General features: G+C 60.7%; 20 protein-coding genes. 16 read left to right on the forward strand and 4 right to left on the reverse strand.

All coding sequences use genetic code 11. From position 1 onward, the window contains the following. Positions 1–12 precede the first annotated feature (12 nt). The 4 genes from iolA (at position 13) to iolD (ending at position 5,545) form a co-directional block, all read left to right on the forward strand. Positions 13–1,488 carry a methylmalonate-semialdehyde dehydrogenase gene (gene iolA / locus FTE24_RS08865; RefSeq protein ID WP_150232953.1) on the forward strand — a complete coding sequence of 492 codons (1,476 nt, stop codon included), beginning with the start codon at positions 13–15 and terminating at the stop codon, positions 1,486–1,488. Between the two features lie 55 nt (positions 1,489–1,543). Continuing rightward, a complete protein-coding gene (gene iolB, locus FTE24_RS08870; protein WP_150232954.1) occupies positions 1,544–2,362 on the forward strand; it encodes a 5-deoxy-glucuronate isomerase in 819 nt (272 codons plus the stop codon). A 64-nt stretch (positions 2,363–2,426) separates the two neighbouring features. After that, positions 2,427–3,413: a 5-dehydro-2-deoxygluconokinase gene (gene iolC, locus FTE24_RS08875; protein ID WP_150232956.1), complete on the forward strand. Its 987-nt coding sequence runs from the start codon at positions 2,427–2,429 to the stop codon at positions 3,411–3,413. 218 nt (positions 3,414–3,631) lie between these two features. After that, on the forward strand, positions 3,632–5,545 hold the full coding sequence (gene iolD / locus FTE24_RS08880; RefSeq protein ID WP_150232958.1) for a 3D-(3,5/4)-trihydroxycyclohexane-1,2-dione acylhydrolase (decyclizing): 1,914 nt from the start codon (positions 3,632–3,634) through the stop codon (positions 5,543–5,545). 528 nt (positions 5,546–6,073) lie between these two features. Here the strand turns inward: iolD and FTE24_RS08885 are convergent. Beyond that, on the reverse strand, positions 6,074–6,826 hold the full coding sequence (locus tag FTE24_RS08885) for a DeoR/GlpR family DNA-binding transcription regulator (RefSeq protein WP_150232960.1): 753 nt from the start codon (positions 6,824–6,826) through the stop codon (positions 6,074–6,076). 210 nt (positions 6,827–7,036) lie between these two features. On the opposite strand from FTE24_RS08885, the gene FTE24_RS08890 reads away from it, so the two are divergent. Together FTE24_RS08890 and FTE24_RS08895 are read left to right on the forward strand one after the other, a co-directional pair. Next, positions 7,037–8,074 carry a leucine-rich repeat domain-containing protein gene (locus FTE24_RS08890; RefSeq protein ID WP_150232962.1) on the forward strand — a complete coding sequence of 346 codons (1,038 nt, stop codon included), beginning with the start codon at positions 7,037–7,039 and terminating at the stop codon, positions 8,072–8,074. A gap of 36 nt (positions 8,075–8,110) precedes the next feature. Then, complete coding sequence (locus tag FTE24_RS08895; protein WP_150232964.1) at positions 8,111–9,106, forward strand: arsenic resistance protein; 996 nt, start codon at positions 8,111–8,113, stop codon at positions 9,104–9,106. A 580-nt stretch (positions 9,107–9,686) separates the two neighbouring features. Here FTE24_RS08895 and FTE24_RS08900 read toward each other — a convergent pair. Together FTE24_RS08900 and ytxJ are read right to left on the reverse strand one after the other, a co-directional pair. Beyond that, the gene (locus FTE24_RS08900) at positions 9,687–10,097 is read right to left on the reverse strand and encodes an MGMT family protein (protein ID WP_150233526.1); all 411 of its coding nucleotides are present in this window, start codon (positions 10,095–10,097) and stop codon (positions 9,687–9,689) included. A gap of 230 nt (positions 10,098–10,327) precedes the next feature. Continuing rightward, positions 10,328–10,687 (reverse strand): bacillithiol system redox-active protein YtxJ, encoded by a 360-nt coding sequence (gene ytxJ / locus FTE24_RS08905; RefSeq protein WP_150232966.1) that lies wholly within the window; start codon positions 10,685–10,687, stop codon positions 10,328–10,330. Positions 10,688–10,910: 223 nt separating this feature from the next. On the opposite strand from ytxJ, the gene FTE24_RS08910 reads away from it, so the two are divergent. From FTE24_RS08910 to FTE24_RS08930, 5 genes are all read left to right on the forward strand, one after another. Then, positions 10,911–11,798 carry an S-layer homology domain-containing protein gene (locus FTE24_RS08910; protein ID WP_150232968.1) on the forward strand — a complete coding sequence of 296 codons (888 nt, stop codon included), beginning with the start codon at positions 10,911–10,913 and terminating at the stop codon, positions 11,796–11,798. Positions 11,799–12,116: 318 nt separating this feature from the next. Then, positions 12,117–13,274: a YhgE/Pip domain-containing protein gene (locus FTE24_RS08915; protein ID WP_150232970.1), complete on the forward strand. Its 1,158-nt coding sequence runs from the start codon at positions 12,117–12,119 to the stop codon at positions 13,272–13,274. Positions 13,275–13,420: 146 nt separating this feature from the next. Next, positions 13,421–14,278 (forward strand): TetR family transcriptional regulator, encoded by an 858-nt coding sequence (locus FTE24_RS08920; RefSeq protein WP_150232972.1) that lies wholly within the window; start codon positions 13,421–13,423, stop codon positions 14,276–14,278. Between the two features lie 8 nt (positions 14,279–14,286). Beyond that, a complete protein-coding gene (locus FTE24_RS08925; protein ID WP_150232975.1) occupies positions 14,287–14,883 on the forward strand; it encodes a restriction endonuclease in 597 nt (198 codons plus the stop codon). 636 nt (positions 14,884–15,519) lie between these two features. Continuing rightward, entirely contained in the window at positions 15,520–16,338 is an 819-nt protein-coding gene (locus tag FTE24_RS08930; protein WP_237401700.1) for a sulfite exporter TauE/SafE family protein, read from the forward strand. A gap of 163 nt (positions 16,339–16,501) precedes the next feature. Here the strand turns inward: FTE24_RS08930 and FTE24_RS08935 are convergent, their stop codons facing one another. Further along, complete coding sequence (locus tag FTE24_RS08935; protein WP_150232977.1) at positions 16,502–17,320, reverse strand: class I SAM-dependent methyltransferase; 819 nt, start codon at positions 17,318–17,320, stop codon at positions 16,502–16,504. 278 nt (positions 17,321–17,598) lie between these two features. Between FTE24_RS08935 and FTE24_RS08940 the strand changes: the two genes are divergently transcribed. The 5 genes from FTE24_RS08940 to FTE24_RS08960 all read left to right on the forward strand — a co-directional run. Continuing rightward, positions 17,599–18,180, forward strand: a complete 582-nt coding sequence (locus FTE24_RS08940) for a hypothetical protein (protein ID WP_150232979.1) — start codon at positions 17,599–17,601, stop codon at positions 18,178–18,180. Positions 18,181–18,277: 97 nt separating this feature from the next. Next, positions 18,278–18,850, forward strand: a complete 573-nt coding sequence (locus FTE24_RS08945) for an AAA family ATPase (RefSeq protein ID WP_150232981.1) — start codon at positions 18,278–18,280, stop codon at positions 18,848–18,850. Further along, complete coding sequence (locus FTE24_RS08950; protein WP_150232983.1) at positions 18,847–19,485, forward strand: class I SAM-dependent methyltransferase; 639 nt, start codon at positions 18,847–18,849, stop codon at positions 19,483–19,485. Before FTE24_RS08945 ends, FTE24_RS08950 begins: the two co-directional genes overlap by 4 nt. A gap of 134 nt (positions 19,486–19,619) precedes the next feature. Next, entirely contained in the window at positions 19,620–20,363 is a 744-nt protein-coding gene (locus tag FTE24_RS08955; RefSeq protein ID WP_150232985.1) for a hypothetical protein, read from the forward strand. 163 nt (positions 20,364–20,526) lie between these two features. Then, a partial coding sequence (locus FTE24_RS08960) for a response regulator (protein WP_160441703.1) occupies positions 20,527–21,279 on the forward strand: 753 nt, incomplete at its 3' end.

Genomic DNA, 21,279 nt, shown 5'->3' on the forward strand with positions numbered 1-21,279 from the left:
AGGAGCCACACCATGTCCACCACCCCGACTGCCCCGAGAAAGCTCAAGAACTATATTGGCGGCCAATGGATCGAGAGCCGGACGACCGAATATGAAGACGTTTACAATCCGGCTACCAAAGAAGTGATCTGCCGGGTTCCCCTATCTACCAAAGAGGATACGGATCATGCAGCGGAAGTCGCGCAGGCGGCTTTTGAGAAATGGAAAAAAGTGCCGGTCCCCCGGCGCGCCCGCATCCTGTTCAATTACCAGCAGCTCCTGAGCACGCACAAAGACGAACTGGCCCGGCTGATCACGCTCGAGAACGGCAAAAGCCTGAGCGAAGCGAGCGGCGAAGTGCAGCGCGGCATCGAGAACGTCGAATTCGCGGCCGGCACGCCTTCGCTCATGATGGGCGATTCGCTCGCGACGATCGCGACGGACGTCGAAGCGGCGAACTACCGTTATCCGCTCGGCGTGGTCGGCGGGATCGCCCCGTTCAACTTCCCGATGATGGTGCCGTGCTGGATGTTCCCGATGGCGATCTCGCTCGGCAACGCTTTTATCCTCAAGCCGTCCGAGCGCACGCCGCTGCTGACGGAGAGACTGGCCGAGCTGTTTACCGAAGCGGGCCTGCCGGACGGCGTGTTCAATATCGTGTACGGCGCGCATGACGTGGTCAACGGCATTCTGGAGCATCCGGAGATCAAGGCGATCTCGTTCGTCGGGTCCAAGCCGGTCGGCGAATACGTGTTCAAAAAAGGCAGCGAGAACCTCAAGCGCGTGCAGGCGCTCACCGGAGCGAAGAACCATACGATCGTGCTGAACGATGCCCATATCGAAGACACGATCACGAACGTCGTCTCCGCGGCGTTCGGCTCGGCGGGCGAACGCTGCATGGCGTGCGCGGTGCTGACCGTCGAAGAAGGCATCGCAGACGAATTCATCGCCCGGCTCAAAGAGAAGACGCTCGGCGTCACGATGGGCAACGGACTGGACGACGGCGTGTTCCTCGGCCCGGTTATCCGCGAAGAGAACAAGACGCGCACCCTGTCCTATATCGAAAAAGGACTCGAAGAAGGCGCGACGCTGCTGACCGACGGACGAGAGCGGATGTCGGACGACGGCTATTTTATCGGACCGACGATCTTCGAAGGCGTGACGCCGGACATGACGATCTGGAAAGACGAGATTTTCGCGCCGGTCCTGTCCGTCATCCGCGTCAAAAATCTCAAGGAAGCCGTGCAGATCGCCAACAAATCGGAATTCGCCAACGGCGCCTGCCTGTTTACCGGCAACGCGCACGCGATCCGTTACTTCCGCGAAAACATCGACGCCGGCATGCTCGGGATCAATCTCGGCGTCCCCGCCCCGATGGCATTCTTCCCGTTCTCGGGCTGGAAATCGTCGTTCTACGGCACGCTGCACGCCAACGGCAAAGACAGCGTCGACTTCTATACCCGCAAAAAAGTCGTAACGGCGCGTTACACGGAACCGACTTTCGATTAAGCAGCATACAAACCGTTCAATCCGCAGAGAGATCGCGGGAAAAGGAGGCCTGTACGTGGTCAGTCATCTACAGCGCAAACCGCTTAACGAACAGCGCGGGGAAGCGAAGATCGTTCAGGAAGTGATGAAACAGGATTCCGGCCTAGCGTACGTCGGGTTCCGGCTGATCGGGCTGGAACCGGGCGCGGCGTACGAAGAGACGCTCGCCGGCGACGAATGCTGCATCGTGGCGCTGACCGGCCGGATTACGGTAACCGAAGGGGAACATGTTTTTGCCGGGATCGGCACCCGGGAGAGCGTGTTCGAACGCAAAGCGACCGACAGCGTATTCGTGTCCGGGGGCAAGACGATTCGCGTGGAAAGCGTAACGGCGGCGCAGGTGGCGCTGTGCTACTCGCCGTCGCTGCATCCGCTGCCGACGAAGCTTATCGCGGCGCGGGACGTCGGGAGCGAGCAGCGCGGCAAATACCAGAACCGGCGCACGGTGCACAATATTTTGCCGGATTCCGATCCTTCGGCCAGCAGCCTGCTCGTCGTCGAGGTGTACACGGACAGCGGCAACTTCTCCAGCTATCCGCCGCACAAGCACGACCGCGACAACCTGCCGGACGAATCGTTTCTGGAAGAAACGTATTACCACGAACTCGATCCGAAGCAGGGCTTCGTGTTCCAGCGCGTGTACACGGACGACCGCAGCCTGGACGAGACGATGGCGGTGGAACACGGCGACGTCGTGATCGTGCCGGCCGGCTACCATCCGGTGGGCGTGCCCGACGGGTATGCGTCCTACTACCTGAATGTAATGGCCGGACCGACGCGGGTATGGAAATTCCACAACGACCCGGACCATGCCTGGATTCTGGACCGCGACTGACACTGCGCACGCCGGACCATGCCGGACAAGGAAATAAGCGATAAGCCAAAGGGGCTGTGAACCAATGACCAGTGAAGCAAGCGGCGGCAAGTTCGACCTGATCGCGATCGGGCGGGCGTGCATCGACCTGAACGCGACCGAATACAACCGCCCGATGGAAGAGACGATGACGTTTACGAAATACGTCGGCGGCTCGCCCGCGAATATCGCGATCGGCTCGGCCAAGCTCGGACTCCGGGCCGGCTTCGTCGGCAAGATCGCGGACGACCAGCACGGACGCTTTATCCGCGGCTATATGGAGCGGGCGGGCATCGACGTGTCGGGCCTGACCGTCGATACCGAAGGACACAAGACGGGGCTTGCTTTTACCGAGATTAAAAGTCCCGACGAATGCAGCATTCTCATGTACCGCGACGACGTGGCCGATCTGTACCTGAGACCGGACGAAGTGGACGAAGACTATATCCGGCGCGCCGGCATGCTGGTCGTGTCCGGCACGGCGCTGGCGCAGAGTCCGTCGCGCGAAGCGGTGCTCACCGCGGTGCAGGCGGCCAAAAAGTACGGCGTGAAGATCGTGTTCGAGCTCGATTACCGGCCGTACACGTGGAAGACGCCGGAAGAGACGGCCGTCTATTATTCGCTCGTCGCCGAGCAGGCCCATATCGTGATCGGCACGCGCGACGAATACGACATTATGGAGAACGCCGTCGGTGGCGCCAACGAAGCCACGACGGCGAATCTGTTCAGGCACGCGCCGGAGATCGTCGTGATCAAGCACGGCGTCGAAGGTTCGTACGCGTATACGCGCGAAGGCGGCACATTCCGGGCGCACGCCTACCGGACGCAGGTGCTCAAGACGTTCGGTGCGGGCGATTCGTACGCTTCGGCGTTCCTGTACGCGCTGATCCGCGGCAAAGACCTGGAGACGGCGCTCCGCTACGGCAGCGCTTCGGCTTCGATCGTCGTCAGCCGGCACAGCTCGTCGGACGCGATGCCTGCCGTGGGCGAGATCGAAGCGCTGATCGCCGGACAACCCATGCCGCACGCCTGAGTCGCGCTGAGTCGGCACAAGTCGGTATGAATCGGCATGAGCTGCGCGGCCGGCTTTCTTTTCCGGCATAAGACGATTACAAGACCGTTACGTCAAGACCGCCGATACCATCAAGACCGTTAAAACCTTTCGCCCCGCACACGTTCCGACAGGCGGCTCCTTCTCTGAGCGGAAGGCGCCGCCTGTTTCCAATCCAAGAAGCAAAGGTGGATATCCCTATGGGCCAGACCGTTCGATTGACGACAGCGCAGGCGCTGATCAAATTTCTGAACCAGCAGTACATTTCCTTCGACGGGGAAGAGACGCCGTTCGTCGAAGGCGTCTTTACCGTGTTCGGGCACGGCAACGTGCTCGGGATCGGCCAGGCGCTGGAGCAGGACCCCGGCCATCTGAAAGTGTTTCAGGGCAAAAACGAGCAGGGCATGGCGCATTCCGCGATCGCCTACGCCAAAGAAAAGCTGCGCCGCAGCATCTACGCCGTGACCGCGTCTTCCGGCCCCGGTTCGGCCAACCTGGTCACGGCGGCCGCGACGGCGCTCGCCAACAATCTGCCCGTGCTGCTGCTGCCGGCGGACACGTTCGCTTCGCGCCAGCCCGATCCGGTGCTGCAGCAGTTCGAGCAGGAATACAGCTTCGCCGTCACGACCAACGACGCGCTGAAGCCGGTATCCCGCTACTGGGACCGGATCACGCGTCCCGAGCAGCTGATGAGCAGCCTGCTGCGGGCGTTCGAAGTGCTGACCGATCCGGCCCGCAGCGGTCCGGCGACGATCTGCATCTGCCAGGACACCGAAGGGGAAGCGTTCGATTACGACGAAGGCTTTTTCCGCAAAAGAGTGCATTACATGGACCGCCTCCAGCCGAGCGAACGCGAACTGGACGCGGCGGCGCAGTTGATCCGGGCCAGCCGCAAGCCGCTGCTGCTCGTCGGCGGCGGCGCGAAATATTCCGGCGCCCGCGAAGAACTGATCGCGTTCTCGCAGGCGTACAACATTCCGCTCGTCGAGACGCATGCCGGCAAATCGACGGTCGAGTACACGTTCGCCAACCATCTCGGCGGCACGGGCGTGCTCGGGACGTCGGCCGCCAACGCCGCGGCGCGCGAAGCGGATCTCGTGATCGGCATCGGCACCCGGTACACCGACTTTACGACTTCGTCCAAAACGGCGTTCGACTTCGACAAGACGTCGTTCCTGAACATCAACGTCAGCCGAATGCAGACGTACAAGCTGGAAGGGCTGTCCGTCGTCGCGGACGCCAAAGCATCGATCGCGGCGCTGCACGAACGGCTCGGCGGCTACGAGAGCGAGTTCGGCACGCGCATCGCGGAACTGAAGGCCGCATGGGACGCCGAACGGAATCGCCTGGGCGGCATCTCGTTCGAGCGCGAAGGCTTCGATCCGGAGATCAAAGGCCATTTCGCCCAGGAGACGCTGAACGAATACGCCGACGCGCTCGGCACGGAACTTGCGCAGACGACCGCGCTGATCGCGATCAACGAAGCGGTGAGTCCGGACAGCATCGTCATCTCATCGGCCGGCTCGCTGCCGGGCGACCTGCAGCGGCTGTGGAATGTGAAGGTGCCGAATACGTACCATCTGGAATACGGGTATTCGTGCATGGGCTACGAAGTGGCCGGCGCGCTCGGCGCGCGTCTGGCCAAGCCGGACCGCGAAGTGTACGCGATCGTCGGCGACGGCAGCTTCCTGATGCTGCATTCCGAGCTGGTGACGGCGCTTCAGACCGGCAACAAGATCAATATTATGCTGTTCGACAACTCCGGCTTCGGCTGCATCAACAACTTGCAGATGGGCAACGGCGGCGGCAGCTTCCAGTGCGAATTCCGCGACCACCGGGGCGCGATCATGAATATCGATTACGCCAAAATCGCCGAAGGCTATGGAGCCAAAGTCTACCGCGCGAACACGGCCGAAGAAGTGCAAGCCGCGATCGAAGACGCCAAACGTCAAGACGTCTCAACGCTGATCGAGATGAAAGTGCTGCCCAAGACGATGAGCGAAGGCTACGACAACTGGTGGAACGTCGGCGTCGCCGAAGTATCGGGCAGCGAAGCCGTCCAGGCCGCGTACGCGCGCCGGGCGGAGATGCTCAAGACGGCGAAGCAGTATTGATGGGGTGAAGTGAGGCACTCCAGGCGAAATGTTGACTTTTCGACCACATTTCAGGCGGAAAAAGACTGAATCGGCGGAAATGTGAGCGAAATGAACACATTTTCGCCGTTTTTGCCGTGATGAGGCCTTTTTTAAGCAAAAAAGTGATCATATAGGCAGCATTTTCGGCAGCAGAGCCGTTTTGACGTGAAAATGTGAGCGAAATGAACACATTTAGCTCGGCCTAGCTCGGTCTAGCTCGATCTAGCTGGGCCTATGCCGCACTCGCTCGCAAAGTCGGGCTGCGCTGCGGCAATCGTGCCGGTCTATGCAAAAAGAAGCCTCTGCGCGAAGGACACTCCTTCCGCAGAGGCTTTTTTTATACCGACAAGCACAACATCTATATTTTCCCGTAACTCTGCCGTACCTCGTATCCGACCGGCACCGGAAGACGGCTAGCCGTACCGGAAGCAGAAAACTGCCCGAACCCGCACCGTTTTCCCGTTCTTATTTTCCCCCGTACCGGGTTCAGCCCTCCTGTTCAAGGGTTCAAGGCGTCACGATCCGCACCTGATGTTCCCGCGCATACTGTACGTAAGCTTCGTCAGGCACGCTGTTCGTCACGAGCACGTCGATGTCGCTCAGCATGCAGAACGTGGTCAGCGCGTATTTGTCGAATTTGCTGTCGTCGATCAGGAGGAACACGTTCAGGCTTTTCTGGACCACGGTCGCTTTGAGATCCGTCTCAAGCGGCGAGGAATTGGTGACGCCGTTCGTCAGCGAGACGCCGGTGGAGGCGACGAACGCTTTGGTAATATTGTACTTTTTGAGCAGTTCGATGCTCTGGAAGCCGACGAACGAGTCCGTTTTGCGCTCGAACATGCCGCCGGTGGAGAAGATCGTCAGTCCCGGATACGGCTTGGCCTGATGGATAAAATCGAAATTGTTGGTGACGACGGTGAGCTGTTTGTGGCTGATGTAAGGCAGCAGTTCAAGCGTCGTCGTGCCGGAATCGACAAAGATCACGTCGCCGTCTTCGACATGCTGCGCGGCCAGCCGGCCGATCTCCTGCTTTTTGCTCAGGTTGCGGTCTTTGCGCTCGTCGAACACGACCAGCGTGGAATGGTTGACCGACACGCCTCCGTATACTTTGCGAAACACACCGGCGTCCACCAGGTCTTTGACGTCCCGGCGGATCGTATTCATCGACACGCCGAAGTGCCGCACCAGCTCTTCGAGCGAGACGGATTGATGTTCGAACACGTATTCCTTGATTTGGTTAAGGCGCTGCGATTTGATCATCTATAGGTCTCCTAGGTTGAAAATTCGTGGAATAGGCTTGTGCCATCCGGGCGAAACTCATTATCTTTTATTGTATAGGCAAAAGAGTAAAACCAAAAGGAACCCCGGCGAAATTGTTTGCGGATGCGTCGGGGGGATGTGCGGTTGGAGCGGGCGTTTGTCTACATAATCGGTCCATATCATATAGAGGTAAAAGAAAAGGAGCCGCCCATGCACATTGCCAACGACCCTTACGGAGAAGCTTATACACGTCTGATCGACTACGCGATGGAACGCTGCGAGACGTTTTCGCTGATGGACACGCGCGGGCCGGAAGGTCCTGAATACGATATTCCGCCTGCGTTTGCGCTGCCGATCGTGGAAGAGTTGAAGCCTTTTTTGGCAGGGGAAAAGTGGGTAGAGACAAAATACGGGACCCACAAAAAAAGTTTTCCTTACGATCTCACGGTCTATGTATGGAAATGCGGACCCGAGGCGGCAGCCATTCTCAAAAAGCACACGGATCACCTGCTTGGTTGGCTCGGCGGGAAGCTGCCCGAAGATCTTTGTTTTCAGACGGCGGACGGCGAAGACTGGCTGTGGACGGTCACGCACGAAGGCTATCGGGAGCTGCGCGTGACGAAGGAAGAAGCGAAGTTGCTCAAGGAAACGCTGCGCGGCACGATGCTGGTCGATCCCGAATCGCCGCCGTCCGCGGAAGAACTGTTCGAAGCGGCCCTCTACCACGGGGCGGATCGCCTCGAATTTACGGGTATCGGCATGGCGAAGCTGCTGCCCCGTCTGCACGAACTTCAAGACCTGCGCATTCTCAATCTGTTCGATCCCGATATTGAAGTGCTGCCGGACGAGCTGTTCGATCTGCCGCTGCTGACGGAAGTAAGCATCATGACGAGCAATCTGCACGGCATTCCGGCATCGATCGGACGGGCGCTCAAGCTGGAAGAGTTGAGTATCTACAATGGCAGTCATCCGCAGCCGAATCAATATCCCAAATGGACCGTGCCGGCCCGGGAACAATTGAAGCTGACTTTTTTGCCAAAAGAGATCGGACAGCTGGAACGGCTGCGAGCGCTGCATATCACCTACAGCGGCTTGAGAGATCTGCCCGGCGAGCTGGCCAATCTCAAGCGGCTGCAGTATCTTAGTGTAGACAATCATCGAATCGAGAACAGGCCGGCCGTTCTGAACAAGCTGCGGCATGCCCGAAACATCGCGTTCAGGCCGAACGGATCGCCGCGAGAGATGTGAGGATTACGGTCGATAGGGAAAAGGGGTAGAGCGGGGATGGTAAAAAGGGAAGCGTTGGAGCGGCATCAGATTGCGGTGTATTTGGTCGCGATTGTCCTGGGGATTGCGGCCGGGCTGCTCGGCGAGCCGCTCGGCCGGGGGATGCAGCCGCTGATCGCTCCGCTGCTTGCGGTGCTGCTGTACGGGATGTTCACGCTGATTCCGTTTCTGAAGCTGCGCGAAGCGCTCGCGAACGGACGGTTTATGGGCGCGCTGCTGCTGACGAACTTCGTCGTCGTGCCGCTGATCGTCTGGGGGCTGCTGACGCTGTTCCCGCAGACGGAAGCGGCCCTGATCGGCGTCTGTCTCGTACTGCTGACACCGTGCATCGATTACGTGATCGTCTTCACGGCGCTCGGCAAAGGCGACGAGAAAGCGATGACCGCGGCCACGCCGGTGCTGTTCGTGCTTCAGCTGGCGCTGCTGCCGCTGTACTTGAATCTTTTTGCCGGAAAAGAAGCCGCCGCCCTGGTCGAAGCCGGCCCGTTCGTCGAAGCGTTCCTGACGCTGATCGTGCTGCCGCTCGCCGCGGCCGTGCTGACGCAGCTGTGGGCGAAGCGTGGAGAGCGTGGAGGCCAAGCCAATCGTGCCGGCGCCCGCGCGTTGGGCGCGGCGGCCTGGCTTCCGGTGCCTGTGATGGCACTGGTGCTGATCGCCGTCACGGCGTCGCAGATCGGCCGGATCGTGTCCGATCCGGTGCCGGTGCTGCGCGTGCTGCCGATCTATATCGGCTTTCTGCTGCTTGCGCCGATTGCGGCCGCATTGATCGGCCGGCTGCTGAAGCTGGAAGACGGCAGCGGCCGGGCTCTGATCTTCAGCGCGTTCACGCGCAATTCGCTCGTCGTGCTGCCGCTTGCGCTTGCGCTGCCGGGCGAAGCGGCCGGAGCCGCCGCGGCCGTTATCGTCGCGCAGACGCTGATCGAGCTGCTCGGCGAGCTGATCTATGTCCGCGCCGTGCCGGGCCTGCTCTGGCGGGACAAGCGAGGGAGTTGAGCGAATCGGAACCGGGTGAATTGGAACTGAATGAATCGGGCGAACGGGGTAGAACGGGGTACGTCGATTCAGCCGTTTTTTGGGGAAAAGGCGCTTGTATAACAAAAAGCCGCTACACGGCATGATACCCGTGAGCGGCTAGAGCAGGCGGAAGTGGGCGGAGAAGCTGGGATTCTTAACCCAATCCTTGCGTCTTAAACTGAGGACGATCCGTGAGAAGCCCGGGCCTTGAAGAGGCACGTCCCAAGCGTATGAAACTGCCGCCAAAAGCGTCAGCCAAAAAGATCTCGGATCGGACACTGGTCAATCTGCCGATCAGACTCGTCCGGTCTTGGCAGGAGCGACAGGAACGACAAGCTACGCTGCTACAAAAGCAACGTAGCTGCCGGAAACGTCCATAAACGCGTGCTACGCTGCTTTTTTGGCAGTGTAGCTTCTCGTTGGGAAGGATGAAGCCGGTTCGCAGGTGGCAGCTGGCAGATTGCCACCTGCCACTCAACAACACGCCTGTAGCGAAGCGGCGCCTGTTCGGGCGATCGCGGCAGCCGCCGCCCACTCCAGCCTATCGCGGGCTTGAGCGCTATCGTTTGCCGCTGCCCGCCTGCTGTTCGCCGCTTTCGCTTGCGCCTCCGCTTTCGCTGTCATTGCCCGGCTTTTTCGCGCCGCTCTCATCCCGGGCGCCCGGGTCGGCTTCATGCCGGTACCGGCTCAGGTCGATCCGGCCGGCCAAGCCGAACTCGACGCCTTCGGCTTCGAGGCGAAGCTGCTGCTCGCTGCCGCCGCCGTCTTCGTCCAGCGCGATTTCGCCGCGGATGTTGACGACCCGGTGCCAGGGGAGCCCGTATTTGCGGCTCAGCGTATGCAGAATGCGCACGACCTGCCGCGCTCCGCGGGGACTGCCGGACGCGGCGGCCACCTGGCCGTAACTCATGACCCGTCCTTCGGGGATAGCGCGGATCGTCGCGACGACCGCGCGGGTAAACGGAGCCAGATCCGCCAGTTCGTCCTCTTCGGACGGCTGGATTTTTTCTCCTGCTGCTGCGCCGCGGTCTTCTCCTGCCGTTTCGGCTTGAGCTGCTGCGCCGCCATCTTCGCCTCCATCGCCGGCTGCCGCCGCCAAATCTTTCAGAAACTCCGCGTCGAATTCGGCGCGGAGCTTTTCCCTATCGTTCATGTCCGACGTTCCTTTCCCGACTTGTTCGATTCGTCCTTTTTTCGCCGTCACCCTTTCGCAATCTGCGCGTTTACCTGCTGCTCGATCCGCTCGTACGTGATGTCCCAGTGGGAGGCGTGCCACAGCACTTTGCCGCTCTGGATCAACAGCGCCTGCGGCGATTCGTGTTTGATGCCGAGCGCTTCTTCGATATCGTTGGAGACGGCGCGACATTCGATCACTTTGACCAGCGCGCAGACGATCGGGCGTTTCGGTTTGCGGGTGTACACTTTGAATTCTTTGAAAGCCGCCCCGCTGATCGGGCAGGCGGTGCTGTGCTTGAGCAGCAGAACGGCCTGTTCGCCGGACTGCGCCAGCAGCGATTCCCATTGTTCGGACAGATCGATCTCCACGTAATTCGGTTTCATGGCGGTAAGGCTCCCTCGGGTGCGTGATTTTGCCGGCTGCGCGGCGTTTTGGGCCGGCAGCGGCCTGCTTTCTTAGTATACCCGTTTTGGCGCGGGAGAGCGGGGGCGAAGTGACATCGAACGATTTTGCGGAAAAGAGTGCGGAATCGGCGAACGAACGCCGTTTGGGATGGTATGATACGAAAGAGCACGATCAACCACAGAACGACCGGGGGGAATCATCATGCGAAGCCATACAGTAACCCGCATGCTGGCGGCGGCCGTCGCGACCGGCCTGCTGCTCGGGGTTACGCCGGCCTATGCTTTTTCGGACATTACGGACAAAGGACAGGCGGAGATCGTCCAATCGCTGCAGGACAAAGGACTCATTCAGGGCGTGACCGCCGAAAAGTTCGCTCCGAACGCCAAGCTGACGAATTCGCAGGCCGTGCAGTTGATCGTCGACGCGATCGGGCTGGACGCCGCGAAGAAAAAAACGGACGTGCCCGGATGGTTCGTGTCCGTGCCGCAAACCGCGTGGTATGTGCCGGCGCTCAAAACGGCGTTGGAGCGCGGAGTTACGATCGACGGGACCTGGAACGCGAACGCCAACCCGACGCGCCAGCAGTTCGCCAAGCTGCTGTATCTCGGCCTGCTGCAAAAAGGCAATTACGCGAAAGTCAGCAAATACACGTCGATTGCGGATGCCAAGCAAATCGCGTCCAAAAATCGCGTGGCGGTCGAATATTTGCTGCTGACGAAGATCGCGACGCTCGACGGCAAAAAGAACTTCCGGCCGACGAACGCGATCACCCGCATGGAAGCGGCGCAGATGATCTATGCCGCCGAGCGCATGGTGAACAAAAGCTACGCGTCTTCCGGTACGGCGACGGTCACCTACAAAGTGGAGAACGTCGATCCCGAGTTCAACAAAGTGACGCTGACGCGCACGAACCTGCCGGGAAGCGGCTACGGATTGAAGATTCGCCGGGTCGATTTCGTGTCGGATTCGGAAGCCGTCGTTATCTACGAAGCGATCGATCCCAAGCCGGGCAGCGCGAACATCGTCTATCCGGCTACGGCGGTCGTCTACGTGCCGGTCGTGTACGACGTGACGGTCAAAGCCCAATAAGAGGTGCCGGCGAAGCCGATTTCCGGCTGCCGTGAACGTCCCGACCAATCGTCCGCGAAGTAATCGGCACGGCATGAAAATGAAAGCAAATCGGCAGCACAGCTGAAAAGAAGTCCGCGGATCGGGGTCCGACGGGCTTTTTTTGTCGTCCAAAAAGGCTTAACCGCGCGGTTCGGAATGTATTATTTTAAATTGAAAATAAAGGTTGACCCGTGTATATTTTTTCATATATAATTCGGAAGCGAAGTTTAAAACAAACGTTTTAAACACAAGTTTAAGCGGAATCCGCAGAGCGGAACCGGGAAAAGGAGAATCACGATGGGACAGGTATTCAAAGCGTTCTTCAAACTGCCGACAACCAAGGTGGGCATCATTACCGCCGTGCTGTTCCAGTTGATTTTTACCGTCATCTGGATGACGGGGTACCAGGGCATCACCGATCGGATCGACCGTCTGAACGTGGCGATCGTCAACCAGGACGAGAAAATGGGCGCCACGATCGTGCAGAACCTGCAGGATAATCTGCCGGTAGGCGTCAAGACAGGCATGGATCTGGCGCAAGCGCAGGACATGCTGCAAAAGCGCGAAGTGCAGATGGTCGTCGAGATTCCGGCGGACTTCTCGTCCGCGACGCAGACGCAGAAGCCGGCCGTGCTGAACTATTTCGTCAACGAATCGAATCCGGTCATGATCAAGAACATGATGACGTCGGTCGCAGACACGATCACGGCGGGCGTCAACAAGCAGGCGATCGCGGGCGGCCTGACGGCGATCTTGTCCACGCAGGGCAATCTGCCTACGGAAGCGGCGCAGAGCGCGGCGGGCGTCATGTCCGAACGCGTCGTGTCCAATATCGAATCGGTCAACGTCGTACAGGGCATGAACAACCAAATGGTGCCGATGATGATGGTGCTCGCTTCGTACGTCGGCGCGATGATCATGGGGCAGAACTTCCAGGTGTCGTCGATGGCGCTCGGTGCCCGCTTCGGGCGCTGGCAGCGGATGGCGGTCCGCCTGATCGTGACGGCTGCCGCATCGGTCGTCGTCTCGCTCGTGGGCACGTCGCTCGTCGCGGCGTTCGGCGGACAGATGGAACACGGCTTCCTCGCGCTGTGGGGCTTCCAGGCGCTGTTCCTGCTGACCTTCATGTTCGTGGCCCAAATGTTCCTGTTCCTGTTCGGCATGGCGGGCATGCTGTTCAACATTTTGGTGCTGTCGGTACAGCTCGTCTCGTCCGGTGCGATGATGCCGCGCGAGCTGCTGCCCGACTTTTACCAGGGGCTGGGCAGCATTTTCCCGGCCACTTACGCGGTCGACGGACTGATGAACACGCTGTTCGGCGGCACGGGTACCGGCGGAGACGTCGCAGGGCTGCTGATTATCTTCGCAGTAGCTTTGGTGCTGATCGTCGGAGCGACGGCGCTGCGCCGCGACAAGGCTCCGGTTCCTCCCGTTGTGGCGGCGGCCGAAGCTTAATGGTAGGATTGAGTCAGAAGCGTACGCAATAGAAAAATGGAGTACGCAAGGCCGCCGCGGAAGCGGCGGTCTTTTTACATAATAAAGCACGGAGTTCGGCAGAGGAAAGGTTACGACAGCAGCGGATTCGGGCGGGGGGAAACGGCATGGGCATGAGAGAAGATCACGTGAAAAAAAGAATCGTGCAGGCGGCGAAAAAGCTGACGGCGCAAAAAGGCTTCGAAGCGACGACGGTGCGGGGGATCTGCGCGGAAGCCGGCGCCAATCTGTCGCTCGTCTCCTACTATTACGGAGGCAAGGAGCATGTCTACGAAGCGGTGCTCGACGCGTTCATTCCGATCGCCGAAGCGAGCCGGATTCTCGGCGAAATGGATCTCGACCCGGTTGAGGGGCTCTGCACGATGGTGCGGGAGATTGTGCTGTTTCGCAGCGCCGATCCCGAAATTTCGCGCATCATCCATCAGGAGATGGTGCTTCAGACGCCCCGCACCGCTCTCGTGCAGCAGCGCGTTCTGCCGGCCTGGAAGCTGATTCGCGGGTTTCTGGAACAAGGCCGGGAACGGGGCGATTTTCATTTTCGTTCGCTCGATATGACGATGGTGCAGCTGCTCGGCAGCGTACTGTTCGGCGATAACGGGAGCGGCTTGTCCGCGATCATGCAGGAAGAATTTCCGGACGCGCAGAGCCAGGTCGAAGACATGCTGACCTTTATTCTGCGGGGCATCGGCTATGCCGGCGAAGTTCGCTTCGCGGCCGGACCGATCCTGAACAGGCTGCCGTCCGAAGAAGATTCGTGCGAGGGAGCGGACCTCGGGGAAGCGAATCGGGGAGAAGCGGAAGCGTATCCGGGAAAAGCGAAAGCCGACAGGGGCGGGAACACGGAAGCGGAATCGGATAAGCATACCGGCATGGAAGCGGACAAGGACGCGAACACGGCAGCGCAAGTGCAGTCCGTGTCAAAAGAAGAACGGCGACCGGCAGCGAAGCCGAAGCGGGAGGAGTGAGCGGCAGCATGACTACGTGGGATCAACTATCCGCGGCGCTGCCGGGCGGGCCGCTGCCGTGGATTGCGCTGGGCGCGCTTGGGCTGCTGCTTCTGCTGGCGCTGCGGCTGGCCGCTCTGCGCCGCAGCCGGATTTTGCGCCAGCTCGATCCGCGCCGGATCACGCTCAAGGACATCGACGGCATGCTGGACGGCTCGGACTTCGAACGCTATCTGCACCGTCTGTTCGAGGCACTCGGCTATGCGGAAGTGCACAGGACGAGCGCAAGCGGCGATTTCGGCGCGGATCTGGTGTACGAAGACCGGTACGGGGCGCGAACCGTCCTGCAGGCCAAGCGCTACGCGATGAGCAATCCGGTCGGCCTGTCCGCGGTGCAGGAAGTGTACGGCTCGATGCGCGTATACGGCGCGCAGCGCGCCGTCGTGCTGACGTCCGGCCGGTACACCGCTGCCTGCCGCAAGCTCGCCGCCTATAACGGCGTCGTGCTGCTCGATCGCGAAGATCTCGACGGAATCATCGCGTCGTTCAAGTCCAAGCGGCCGGAAGACGCGATGGAGATCATCGAGCGCGAAGCGGAAGAAGCGCCGGGCGATCTTCGGATTTGAGCCGGCTCGCGCAGGCAGGACTCGGCCGGGCGGGACTCGGCGAGGCGGGACCGAGCCGGCGTCAGAGCCGAGGCCGGGGCCCGGCGAATGAAGCAAAAAGACGTGCCGATACGGACACGGCCGCCGAACCTTAGCCGCCGACCGCGCAAAAGATCGCCGGAAGGTATACGATCCGGTATGAACCCGAAAGGCTGTTTTCCGATACGTAATCGGGAAACAGCCTTTTTGGCGCGGCGTGCCCAAACGCCGCATTCCGCTCGCCTTGCGTATCCGCCGCGCACCCAAACGTCGCATTCCGCTCGCCTTGCGTATCCGCCGCGCACCCAAACGTCGCATTCCGCTCGCCTTGCGTATCCGCCGCGCACCCAAACGTCNCGCGCACCCGTACGCCCACGCCCACACAAATAAGTGCGAGCAAGCAGTTATTTCAGCGCAAAAAGGCCGTTTTTCCGAAATAACTGCGCAGCGACAGCTATTTGCCCACAAAACGTCCAATCTCGCCACAAACACGCAAAATAAGTGTCCGTGCGCAATTATTTTTCAAACGGAACAAATATACGCGAAATAACAGCCTTCAGGCCGTTATTTTAACAAACTCCGGCGCCAGCCGTGTGCGAAAGCGGAAGCTTATGCGCTATGATGGACGGAAAAGAGCGCAGCGACTATGCTTTGTCCAATACGCTCCAGACCAAAGCCCAGGAAAGAAGGACCCCCATGACCGGATTCGGCGTTATCGCCTGTGCCATGCTCATTATTTTCGCCGCAAGCTTCGCCCAAAGTCTGACCAGTTTCGGCTTCGCGCTGATTGCGCTGCCGCTGCTGAGCTTGTTCATGCCGCTGCATGAGGCCGTGCCGATCATCGTCATTTTCAGTTTGTTTATCTGTTTGACGGTCGTGCTCCCGAATCGCCGCGACGTCAACGTGCGTCAGGTCTGGCTGCTGATCGCGGCCGGCGTCGTCGCGGCGCCGTTCGGCACGTATCTGCTGCTCGCCGTGGACGCGGCCGTCCTCAAGACCGCCACCGGCATCCTGATCGCCGTATTCGCCGCCTTGATGCTGCTCGGGCGTTCGCTGCCGATCCGCAGCGAGCGGACCGCTTTCGTGACCGCCGGACTGCTCAGCGGGCTGCTGAACGGCAGCATCTCGGTCAGCGGCCCGCCGATTGCGCTCATCCTGTCCAATCAGGGCATGAGCAAACAGGCGTTTCGCGCGAATCTCGCGCTGAACGGCGTCGCCCTGAATATCGTCAGCGTGCTCTCGTTCGCGGCAAGCGGACTGCTGGATCAAGGCACGGGCGGATTTCTGCTCTGGACGATTCCCGCGATGCTGCTCGGCGCCTGGGCCGGAGCGAACGCGGTCACCCGGCTCGACGAAGCCCGGTTCAAACGCTTCTCGCTGTGGCTGATCCTCGTGTCCGGCCTGTGGACGGCGCTCAGCGGGCTGGGCTTGGTATAAAAAAGTCCGTCCTGACGTTTGAAGCAGCTCCAGTCTCGCGCCGCGGTCTTCCTTTTGAGCGTGAAGCGAACTTTTCGGCCTTACCCGGCGTTTACTTCATATAGAGAGAGTCCGCCCGAAAAGGCGCTCTGGACCGCGCCGCCCTTCGTTGCGGCGTCTTCGCTCACTTCACGCCAAGCCGCATCCGGTAGCCGAACAGCACTTCTTTTTCTTTTCCGTCAAAAAAACGCTCGACCCGCTGCCTGAACACGTCCGCCGCGGCTTCGACGTCCTGCGCGCCGCGCTTGATCGCGTTTTGCGTGCCGCCCTGGCTCAGCGCGAGGTTCACGTACCGCTGCGCGTCGCAGGACTCCCAGTGGTGGAACACGATCTCCCGGCTGTAACGGAACAGGCCGGAATCTTCGATCTCGGCAAGATGCCGGTCTTTCGGCCATTTGTGCGCCTGTTCGCCTCGCGGTGCCAGTTCGGACGAGCGGCGGTCGGCCAGCGCGGCAAAATCCGCGTACGCCGCTTCGACGTCGGCGTTCAGCGCCGGCGGCCAGTCGCAGTCGTAAGCGGCGAACACGCCGCCGGGGCGCAGGACGCGGGCAAACTCGGCCAGCGACGGCTGCGGATTCATCCAATGGAACGACTGCGAGCAGGTGAGCAGGTCGGCCCAGCCGTCTTCGAGGGCCAGCGCGTCGGAGTAGCCTGCGCGGAAGTAGAGCCGCGCCGGCTGCCCGGCCGCTTCCCATTTGGCTTCGGCGACGGCGCGCATGTCCGCGCCCGGTTCGATGCCGACGATCTCGTCGGCGCGGTCGAGCCACAGAAACGTCGACAGTCCCGTGCCGCAGCCGACGTCGGCGACCCGGCGCGGGGAACGGCCCAGATACGATTCGAGAATGCGCACGACTTCCGGCGGCGCGGCGGGACGGCTGCGGTCGTACAGCTCGCCGAATCCGGCGAAGCGGTCTACGTTGTTTTTACGGATCGATTCCAGCATGGCAAGTTCACTCCTTGGGTGGGGATTATAGGGTGGGGGTTATAGGGTCGGGATCGTAGGGTTAGAGTCGGATCGGCGGGACCCGGATCGGACCCATTCGGAATTTCGGGCGACGTCTTCCGGTACATTATGGCATAATTTGTGAGACGGATCATCTTTGCGGCAGGGGCGGAGTCGCCCGGCGCGTGTATAACAAATCTGTATGTATAAGCAATCTGCATGGAAAAAAGCCTTTTTGCATAAAAAGCTTATATATGCGAACCGGAGGAGGGATGGTCATGGTCGGGTTGGTGCTGCCGGTCGTTGCGGTCTTGTTCGTGCTTGGTCTTTCGGCGGCCGCGCTCGGCAGCCGATTGAAGCATCCCGCTGCCGTCGCGGTCAATCTGCTGCTGATCGGTTTCCTGTTCTACCTGTTGAACGCGGGTGGAGCCGAACCCGGCGATTCGGCAGGCAACGGCAATCCGGGCCTGCTGCTCTGGATTCCGCTGCTGGTGCTTGGCCTGCTGCTGCCGGTGCAGCTGCATTTCACGAACGGTCTGCTGATGCGGCTCGGCCCTGCGCCGCTTGCGGCCGTGCTGCTCGGGCTGGCCGCGCATCAGGCCGCCGGCTTCGAAATTCAGCGTATCCGCTACCGGGTGCTGCGCGAAGAGATGCTGGAAGTCATGGCGCGACCCGATACCGAGCCGAACCGGAAAGCGGCCGAAGACATGCTGGGCGGGCTGGATTCGATTCGAATGAGCAGCCATTTTTTCCATATTAATACGTATCTGCTGTTCGTGGGCTGGGTAGTGATCGCGGTCATTGTGCTGCGGCTGGCCCGGGAACTGCGGGAGCGAAAAGACCGAACCGAAAAAGCTTAGAAAGCATTTTGGACAATAGACAATAGAAAACAGAGAATGAATGATGGGTGACAGCCTGGAGAGAAGCTTGGCAAAATTGCTGCAAAGGAGCCTTTCAATGAACCTGATAACCCCGTACCGCCGCTTGCATATTTTCGGCGCGTCCGGTTCCGGCGCGACGACGCTCGGCCGGGCGCTGTCGGCGCATCTGCCGCATGCCGTACTGGACGGCGACGATTACTTTTGGAGCCGCAAATTCGACGAGGCCCGGCCGCCGCAGGAGCGGGCGAGGCTGCTGCGGGAAGAGACGGAGCGGTATGAACGGTGGATACTGACCGGCGCCGTGTGCGGCTGGGGCGACGAATTCAAGTCCCGCTTCGACTTCGTCGTGTTCCTGCACGTGCCGCCCGAAGAACGATTGAATCGGCTGCGGGCGAGAGAAGTTCAGCGCTACGGCGAAGAAGCGCTGCCGGGAGGCGCAGGTTACGAAGCGTCGCAGGCTTTCCTGGAATGGGCGTCGCTGTATGACCATGCCGGCGAAGAAGTGCGCAGCCTCAAACAGCAGGAGAGCTGGATGGAAGAGCTGACGTGCCCGATCCTGCGGCTTGAAGGCGCCGGCAGCGTGGAAGAGCGGGTCGCGCAGGTGCTGAAGCGGCTCGATCCGCGCGATCCGCGGGAGGCCCGCCCATGACGCGGCTCGACGAGCGCTATTGGAATGCCGCCTACGCCGATCCGACGTTTTGCAGCGATCACGACGGTTGGCTGGAACGCTACGCCGCCCTGCTCCGTCCGGACCGGGGCGTGATCGTCGATCTCGGCTGCGGGCTCGGCCACAACGCGCGCGTGCTGCATGCGGCGGGGTACGACGTGCTTGCCTGCGACCTGTCGGAGCAGGCGCTGGAACGGCTGCGCCGGGAAGAACCAGGCATTCGCACGCGGCAGCTGGATATGGAGATCGGGCTGCCGTTCGAAGACGGCACGCTGCAGGCGATCGTGGCGGACCTCAGCCTGCACTATTTTACGCGCGACGTTACGCACCGCCTGATCGGGGACATTCATCGGTCGCTCCGGCCGGGCGGCCTGCTGCTCTGCCGCGTGAATGCCGTGGGTGAACGCGACGGCAAGCGGGATCGGGCATCGGCGGACGATCCTTATTTGTACGCCAGCGAAGGCATTCTCCGGCGCTTTTTTGACGAATCCGAGATCGAAGCCTTTTTCCCGCCTGCGGACTGGGAACGTCTGGAATGCCGGCAGGATGAATCGAATCGATACGGCAAGACGAAAAGACTGTGGGAAGTCGGCTTGAGGAGGAGATGCAATGAATAAAATCGGTGGACGCCGAAAAGGTGGAGTGGCGCTGCTGGCGGGAATCGGGATGTAGAATGCAAGCCCCGCATGCTATAATGGGCGACGACTGTCCGGCAGAAGGCCGGAAATAGGCATACGGAGGAGAACCGAATATGGACGATCGATCAACATACCGGCACGGGGATTACGGACATGAACGAAATCAAGCGGTTTTAACCGGGTACTGGGATTTTCTGAAATACCATCTGCTGTTCTTCCTGCTGCCTGCGGCTGCGTCGATCGGGCTGCTGCTGCTCACGCAGAGAGACAACGTTATCAAGCTGTTTTCTTTATTCGCGCTGACGCTGCAATTTATGGCGGGGGCGGGCGACGAAGCGGCGCAGGCGGGCTGGATCGACGGGCTGCTTGCCCTATTGCAGCTGCTGGCGTTCAGCGCGCTGGCCGGGCTTGCGGTGCGCCTGCTTTCGGCCGGGCTTTTTTTCCTGCCGGGGCTGGCGCTGCGGGGGCGGATGAACGCGGGCACGATTTTGAAAACGGGACTCCGGCACTTTTTTGCTACCTTTTTCGTGACGCTGCTGCTCGGGTTCGCGCTTGGCTTCGTCAATTCGGTGCTGTCGGCCATCCCGGTGATCAACGTGATCGCCGTGCTGCTTGCGCTCTACGCGCAGTCGATGTTCAGCATCTATTACGATTACTGGTTCTCGTACAACGAAGCTTCGGGGCAGCCGATCTATAGCGGGCCGAAGGAACGCTTCGGCGTCCTGTACGGCAAGGAAGGCACGTTCTGGCTCTATGCGCTGCTGCTCTCGGCCTCTTACCTGGTGCTGCTGTCGGCGTTCGCCAAACCGTATATCCAACTGAAGATTGCGCAGCGGATGGGAATGACGGTAAAATAACGCAGTTGGCTCACACGCAGCGCACGAAATTGAAAGGCTGCCGCAAGCCGTCCGGGCCTCGCTGCCCGCAGACGGCTTGTTTCGTGATCCGTGGAGATTCGGCGAACAAGTGTGATACGATGTTGTAAACGGTACCAAACGGACATCCAGAGGGGGCTCGGGAATGGAAAACATATGCAGGATTCTGATCGTGGACGATGAAGTGCTGGTCCGCCAGGGCATCAAACATTATCTGGACTGGGAGCAGTACGGATTCCGGATCGTGGGCGAAGCGTCCAATGGCCGCGAAGGCCTCGAAGCGATCGAGCGCGTGCGGCCCCATATCGTGCTGACCGATATCGTGATGCCGATCATGGAAGGCGAAGAATTTACCCGTTTGATCAAAAAACACCATCCGGACATCGAAGTCATCGTGTTGAGCAGCTACGGCGAATTCGATTACGTGCGGTCCACGTTCCAAAACGGCGTGGCCGATTATATTCTCAAGCCGAAGCTTGAGACGCAGGAGCTGCTGCGCGTGCTGCAAAATACGGCCCGGCGGATCGCTTCGATCCGCTATACGGGCGAAGGCAGCGGCGAAGGCCCCGACGCCGAGACGGTGCTGGAGAAGTTGGCGTCGGGCTACGGCGCCGACGAATCCGCTCCGCCCGCCGTGCTGGCGGAGCTGTTCCCGCACGAACAATTCGTGCTGGTCGGCCGGCTGCGCCCGGCCGGCCGCAGCGGCGCCGGCAAGCGTGCCGGCGAGAACGGGCCGCCGCTCGCGGAGCGGCTGCGGCAGGCGCTTGCGCCGAACGCTTTTCTCGCGGCCGCCCTCGGCCCGGCGCGCGTCTACGGGCTGCCGGCCCCGGCCTCCGGCGCCGCGGCCGGCAGCGAAGCCGTGCTGGTCGGCCTCGGCACGGGCCGGCGCACGGCGCTG

Source organism: Saccharibacillus sp. WB 17 (assembly GCF_008634075.2).
Taxonomy (GTDB): domain Bacteria; phylum Bacillota; class Bacilli; order Paenibacillales; family Paenibacillaceae; genus Saccharibacillus; species Saccharibacillus brassicae.